This is a genomic window from uncultured Limnohabitans sp. (genome assembly GCF_937889215.1).
Lineage (GTDB): Bacteria > Pseudomonadota > Gammaproteobacteria > Burkholderiales > Burkholderiaceae_C > Limnohabitans_A.
This window is the reverse complement of the sequence record NZ_CALBEX010000310.1, coordinates 1-5,956: the sequence shown is the minus strand read 5'-3', so window position 1 is coordinate 5,956 and position 5,956 is coordinate 1. Positions and strand designations below refer to the sequence as shown.

Below are 5,956 nucleotides of genomic sequence, written 5' to 3'. Positions count from 1 at the left end.
TCTTCACCCTTTATGTCGCGTTCCAAGCGCATCTGCTCTTTGGGGAACAGGGGCGTCAAGTTCTCAAACATGACTTTGTGTTTGTTGTTCTCAGGCAGATCGCCGTTGACTTGGTCCAGCTTGGTCAGGGCAAAGTAGCGCTCGCCATCTTTGGGGATGCGCACTTCGCCTTCGATCATGTCGCCCGTGTGCAGGTTAAAGCGGCGCACCTGGCTGGGGCTGATGTAGATGTCGTCGGTGCTGGCCGTGTAGCTGGAGTCGGGGCTGCGCAGGAAGCCAAAACCGTCGGGCAGGATTTCGAGGACGCCGTCGGCAAACACCTGTTCGCCCGCTTTGGCGCGCTTTTTGATGATGGCAAACATCAACTCCTGTTTGCGCATGCGACCGGTGTTCTCGATTTCGAGCGTGTCGGCTTGCTTCAGGAGTTCGGACACATGAAGTGCCTTGAGTTCGTTCAAATGCATGGGATGGGGCCTGTGTCGAAGCGGACCGCTGGGGACCGTCTTTCTGATAACCGGGTGGAAATGTTCTGGACCGGATGCCGCCCGGGGTTGGGGCTGGGGCTTCCGGCAGTCTGGGCGCTGATCCCTGTTCGGGTTGCCTGTCGGAAATTATGACAGGTTTTAAGTTGTGCCAGAAAAGAAACAACCGGACGCTGCAGGTCCGGTTGGGGGTGGGTTGCCCGGTGCGCCCAGGCGACCCGCTGCCATCAGGCCAATTGCTGGTCGATGAAGGCCGTCAGTTGCGATTTGCTCATGGCGCCGACTTTGGTGGCCGCCAGTTGGCCGTCTTTGAAGATCATGAGTGTAGGGATGCCGCGAATGCCAAATTTGGCGGGAATGTCGCGGTTGTCGTCCACGTTCATCTTGGCAATTTGCAGCTTGCCTTCGTAGGCGCCGGCCACTTCGTCCAAGATGGGGGCGATCATTTTGCAAGGACCGCACCATTCGGCCCAGAAGTCGACCACCACGGGTTGGCTGGACTGGAGCACATCGGCTTCAAAAGTGGCATCGGTGGTGTGTTTGATCAGATCGCTGGCCATGGCCTTTTCCTTGTGAACATTGAAGATACGTCTAAAGTAGCGTCTATTTTGACAGAAACCCAACGCTTGCGCCTATCGCACGGGCGTTGCCTAGACCCCATTCCATGACTTTGCTCAGCCCCACCTCGGTTTTAGCCGATGCCCCTGTTCTCCATGTTGACGTCGCCATTGTGGGCGGCGGACCGGCCGGCTTGATGGCCGCCGACGTGCTGTCGCAAGCCGGCGTTTCGGTCCACTTGTTTGATGCCATGCCTTCTGTTGGGCGTAAATTTTTGCTGGCCGGCAAGGGCGGGCTGAACCTGACCCACTCCGAGCCGTCGGGTTTGTTCAACAGCCGTTTTGGCGCGCGTCAGCCTGAGGTGAGCCAATGGCTTTCGGGGTTGGACGCGCAGGGCGTGTGTGCATGGGCGCAAGCCCTGGGGGTGACGACTTTTGTGGGCTCATCGGGCCGGATTTTCCCTCAAGAAATGAAGGCAGCGCCCCTGTTGCGCGCCTGGCTGCACCGCTTGCGTCACCCTGCAAGCGGGGTGCCCGTGCAGTTTCACATGCGCCACCGCTGGTTGGGTTGGCAGGGCGACACTTTGGTTTTTGAGCCCACGGGTTCGGCGGGTGTGACCCGGGTCAACGCCCGAGCCACCTTGTTGGCATTGGGCGGTGCCAGTTGGCCCCGTCTGGGCTCTGATGGGGCGTGGGCCCCCGTGTTGGCCGAACAAGGCATCGCGCTCGCCCCTTTGAAGCCTGCCAATTGCGGCTTTGATGTCTTGGGCCGGGCCGGTCAAGGCTGGACCGAGCATTTCCGCAGCCGTTTTGCCGGCCAGCCACTCAAGTCGGTGGCGTTGCGCGTCGAGGCTACGCCAGGGGCGTCGCCCTCGGGCGTTGCCCGGTTTGACCGCAGAGGCGAATTTGTCATCACAGACACGGGTGTGGAGGGCAGTTTGGTGTACGCCGCATCGGCCTGGTTGCGCGACGACCTTGGCCACGGCGCGGCGCGCATGGTGCTGGATTTGTTGCCCGACAAAACCGCCGAACAAGTGCTGACCGATGTGCGTTGGCCTCGGGGCAGCCGGAGTTTGTCGAGCCACCTCAAAAGCCGCTTGGGGCTGGACGGCGTCAAGATGGGGCTGCTGCATGAGCTGTGTTCGGCCGACACCATGGCCCAGCCGGAGGCTTTGGCGCATGGCCTGAAAAATCTGCCGGTGGCGCTCAAAAGCGCCCGTCCGGTGGCCGAGGCGATCAGCACGGCCGGAGGCGTGGCCTTGGAGGGCCTGACCCCCGAACTCATGCTGGCGCAGCGTCCAGGCGTGTATTGCGCAGGTGAAATGCTCGATTGGGAAGCCCCCACAGGCGGGTATTTGCTCACCGCTTGTCTGGCCAGTGGCCAGCGGGCGGGGCAAGGTATTTTGATGAATTTGTGACAATTTCACACAATTCTTGTCGGCCTGCGCGCTACGTGCCGCGTTAATGGTGGGTGAGTTTGTTTATCCACACACAGAGGTCGACATGTCGCCAGAAGCCAGCCAGGAATACCAGCGTGCCGTTGAAGAAGCTGCCAATGCTTTCATGAAAGTGATGGCTTTGAGGGGTTTTAACGTTCGGGACTACCCCCAAAACTTTGTGGCCCAAATGGCCCAAACCACACGACTGGCGTTCGAGCCCAGCCGCCAAGGTGCCCACGTTCGAGCCGATGCGCTGGTCTCCAGCATGCTCAGCCCGGCCGCTGCCGCCGCCAGCACCGCCCAAGCCCAAGCTCGTGGCAAATCCTCCAAAAGTGCTTTTTCTTCGCTGCGCCACCGTTTGGCCTGAGCCGCCTTTCAGCGGGTCTCTTTGGTGGTGCAAGTTGGGGTGTTTTTGGACCCCGGCGGCCAAAATGCGACAATTGACGGTTAATGACCGACTCTTTTTCAAATTTATCGCTGGCCCCTACGCTGGCACGAGCCGTAGCCGAAATGGGCTACGAATCCATGACCCCTATCCAGGCCCAAGCCATTCCGGTGGTGTTGACGGGCCAGGACGTGATGGGCGCGGCCCAGACGGGCACCGGTAAAACGGCGGCGTTTTCGCTGCCTTTGCTGCAGCGCTTGCTCAAGCACGAAAACCCCTCCACCTCGCCCGCCCGTCACCCGGTGCGCGCCTTGGTGCTGTTGCCCACGCGCGAGCTGGCCGACCAGGTTGCCCAACAAATCAAGATGTACGCCAAGTACACCCAGCTGCGCAGCGCAGTGGTGTTTGGCGGCATGGACATGAAGCCCCAGACCCTGGAGCTGAAACAAGGCGTTGAAGTGCTGGTGGCCACCCCAGGCCGTTTGCTGGACCACATCGAAGCCAAAAACGCGGTGCTCAATCAGGTGGAATATGTGGTGCTGGACGAAGCCGACCGCATGCTGGACATTGGCTTTTTGCCCGACCTGCAACGCATCCTGAGTTACTTGCCCAAGCAACGCACCACGCTGCTGTTCTCGGCCACCTTTTCGCCCGAGATCAAACGCTTGGCCAGCAGTTACTTGCAAAACCCGGTCACCATCGAGGTGGCCCGTCCCAACGAAACCGCGTCCACTGTCGAGCAGCGTTTTTACGCCGCACAAGACGATGACAAGCGCCGCGTGATCCGCAAGGTGCTGGACGATCGGGGCATCAAGCAGGCCTTCATTTTTGTGAACAGCAAACTCGGCTGCGGCCGCTTGGCCCGCTCTTTGGAGCGGGAAGGTTTGCGCACGGCCGCCTTGCACGGCGACAAGAGCCAAGACGAGCGCCTGAAAGCCCTGGAAGCCTTCAAGAAAGGCGAAGTCGATTTGCTGGTCTGTACCGACGTGGCCGCTCGCGGTCTGGACATCAAAGATGTGCCGGCCGTGTTCAACTTCGATGTGCCTTTCAACGCCGAAGACTACGTGCACCGCATCGGCCGCACGGGTCGTGCCGGTGCTTCGGGCTTGGCCGTGACCTTGGTCAGCCCATCTGACACCCGCTTGGTGGCCGACATTGAAAAGCTGATCAAGAAAAAGCTCGAGGTGGAAACCTTGCAGCTGGACACCCGGCCTGCAGGCCCAGCGCCCGAAAAATGGGGCGAGCGCGCAGAAGACCGTCCACGCAGCCGCGCCTCCGAAGGTCGCCGCCGCGACGACTTTGACCCGCGTGATGCCCTGGATACACCGCGTGAGCGTCGGGGTGGTTTCCGTCCTGCGCCTGTGAACCGCGACCCGTTCTTCACCAAACCCTACGAAGCCCCTGCTGCAGACGCATCACCCAGCTGGGAAGCCGCTGTGCCCGCCACGGGTCGTTCGTCGATTTCGGCCAACATCAAACCCAAACGCAAGGTTGCGGCCTTGTTCAAAACAGGCGATTGATCCTCGCACCGCCCCGGGATTTGCCGGGGCGTCACACGCCATGCACTGGGCACTGTCAAAATGCCCGCATGCGCCCATTCCGTTTTTCGTTCCCCCTTACACCCCTGACCCACGGCCTGGTTCTGGCCGGCTTTGGCCTGTTCGTCTTGCCCGGTCTGAGCTGGGCACAAAGCCCGGCAGCACCCGGAGCGGTCGCAGCACCTGCAACCACCACCGACCCCGCGCAGGCCAAGCCCGCCGTCGCCCCGACCGATTTGGGCCAAATCGAGATCCGCAGCAACCGCAACAACGACACCGAGGCGCGGCGCGAGTCTTCGGCCTCCAAGATCGTGATTGGTCGCGAAGAAATCGAAAAACAAGGCGATGCCACTTTGGGCGATGTGCTCAAGCGCTTGCCCGGTGTCACGGTGCAAGGCAGTCCGGGCCGAGGTGGCGCTATCCGGATGCGCGGTTTGGGCGGTGGCTACACCCAGATCCTGCTCGATGGCGAGCGGGTGCCCCCCGGTTTTTCAATCGACTCGCTCACGCCCCAGCAGGTTGAAAAAATCGAAATCCTGCGAGCCCCAACAGCCGAAACCGGAGCGCGAGCGATTGCAGGCACCATCAACATCGTGCTGCGCGAAGGGCAAAAGGCCAACCCCGATGACCTGAAAGTCACCCGAAGCCAGGAACACGGCGAAGCTGCCACCCAGCTCAGTTGGGTACACAACCTCCAAACCCAGCCCTTGGCGGGCACGGTGACGCTGTCGCTGATGGACCAGCACCGGCCGGACGAAAACACGTCGGTGGTCACTTCCGATGCCAGCGATGACCGCATCCGCTTCGACGAGTCGGTGGGCCACCGCAAAGCCTTGCATGCCAACGCCCGCCTGCAGTGGAAAGGCGAGCAGGGCCGCACGCTTACCCTCTCGCCTTTTGTGGTGTATTCCGATTACCAAAGCCTGGGCCGCGTGCAGGTCCAGGAGACCGAAGGCGGTATGCGGGCCAACACGGCCCAGACCTTGAACGCGAGCCGTTACGACATGGCCCGTATGAATGGCCAGTGGGCTCAACGCTTGTCGGCCGATGACCGCTTGGAGCTGCGTTTTGGCTTGGGGCAGTCGCGCTACAACTACCGCATGGACCAAACCGGGGCGGCCGATGTGTTGCTGTTCAATGGATTCGAAACCCAAAATTTTGTGGACCGCTCGGGCAGCCTGAGTGGCAAGTGGACACGCGCCACCGACAGCGGGCACCAATTTGTCAGTGGTTTGGAGTTGGAGGGGGTGCGCCGTCAAGAGCAGGGCAACGCCGCCATTGACGCAGATTCGGGCGACCTGCAGGCCCGCACGCTTCGCTGGGCCGCATACGCACAAGACGAGTTCAAGATCAATGCACATTGGTCCGCCTACACCGGCCTGCGTTACGAGTCCATCTTGACCGAGGGCAGCAGTGACTTGGGACTCAAGTCGAACACCAGTTCGGTTTGGACCCCCTTGCTGCACGCGCTGTGGAAGCCCGACCCGGCCAAGCGCGACCAAGTGCGCATGAGCCTCACGCGCAGCTACAAAACCCCCCTCGCTCTACAACCTAG

Annotated in this window: 6 protein-coding genes; 4 read left to right on the top strand and 2 right to left on the bottom strand. The window is 61.2% G+C overall.

The window, feature by feature from the left end:
* Positions 1-464: Rho termination factor N-terminal domain-containing protein (locus Q0341_RS07965; protein WP_299511877.1), on the bottom strand; the 464-nt coding region annotated here is incomplete at its 3' end.
* A 245-nt stretch (positions 465-709) separates the two neighbouring features.
* Entirely contained in the window at positions 710-1,042 is a 333-nt protein-coding gene (trxA, locus tag Q0341_RS07960; protein WP_299511875.1) for a thioredoxin TrxA, read from the bottom strand.
* Positions 1,043-1,146: 104 nt separating this feature from the next.
* On the opposite strand from trxA, the gene Q0341_RS07955 reads away from it, so the two are divergent.
* The 4 genes from Q0341_RS07955 to Q0341_RS07940 form a co-directional block, all read left to right on the top strand.
* Positions 1,147-2,457, top strand: coding sequence for a TIGR03862 family flavoprotein (locus tag Q0341_RS07955; RefSeq protein ID WP_299511873.1), 1,311 nt, complete (start codon positions 1,147-1,149; stop codon positions 2,455-2,457).
* A gap of 85 nt (positions 2,458-2,542) precedes the next feature.
* On the top strand, positions 2,543-2,845 hold the full coding sequence (locus Q0341_RS07950) for a hypothetical protein (protein ID WP_299511871.1): 303 nt from the start codon (positions 2,543-2,545) through the stop codon (positions 2,843-2,845).
* A gap of 83 nt (positions 2,846-2,928) precedes the next feature.
* Positions 2,929-4,383, top strand: a complete 1,455-nt coding sequence (locus Q0341_RS07945) for a DEAD/DEAH box helicase (RefSeq protein WP_299511869.1) — start codon at positions 2,929-2,931, stop codon at positions 4,381-4,383.
* A 68-nt stretch (positions 4,384-4,451) separates the two neighbouring features.
* The coding region (locus Q0341_RS07940) for a TonB-dependent receptor (protein WP_299511867.1) at positions 4,452-5,956 on the top strand (1,505 nt) is incomplete at its 3' end.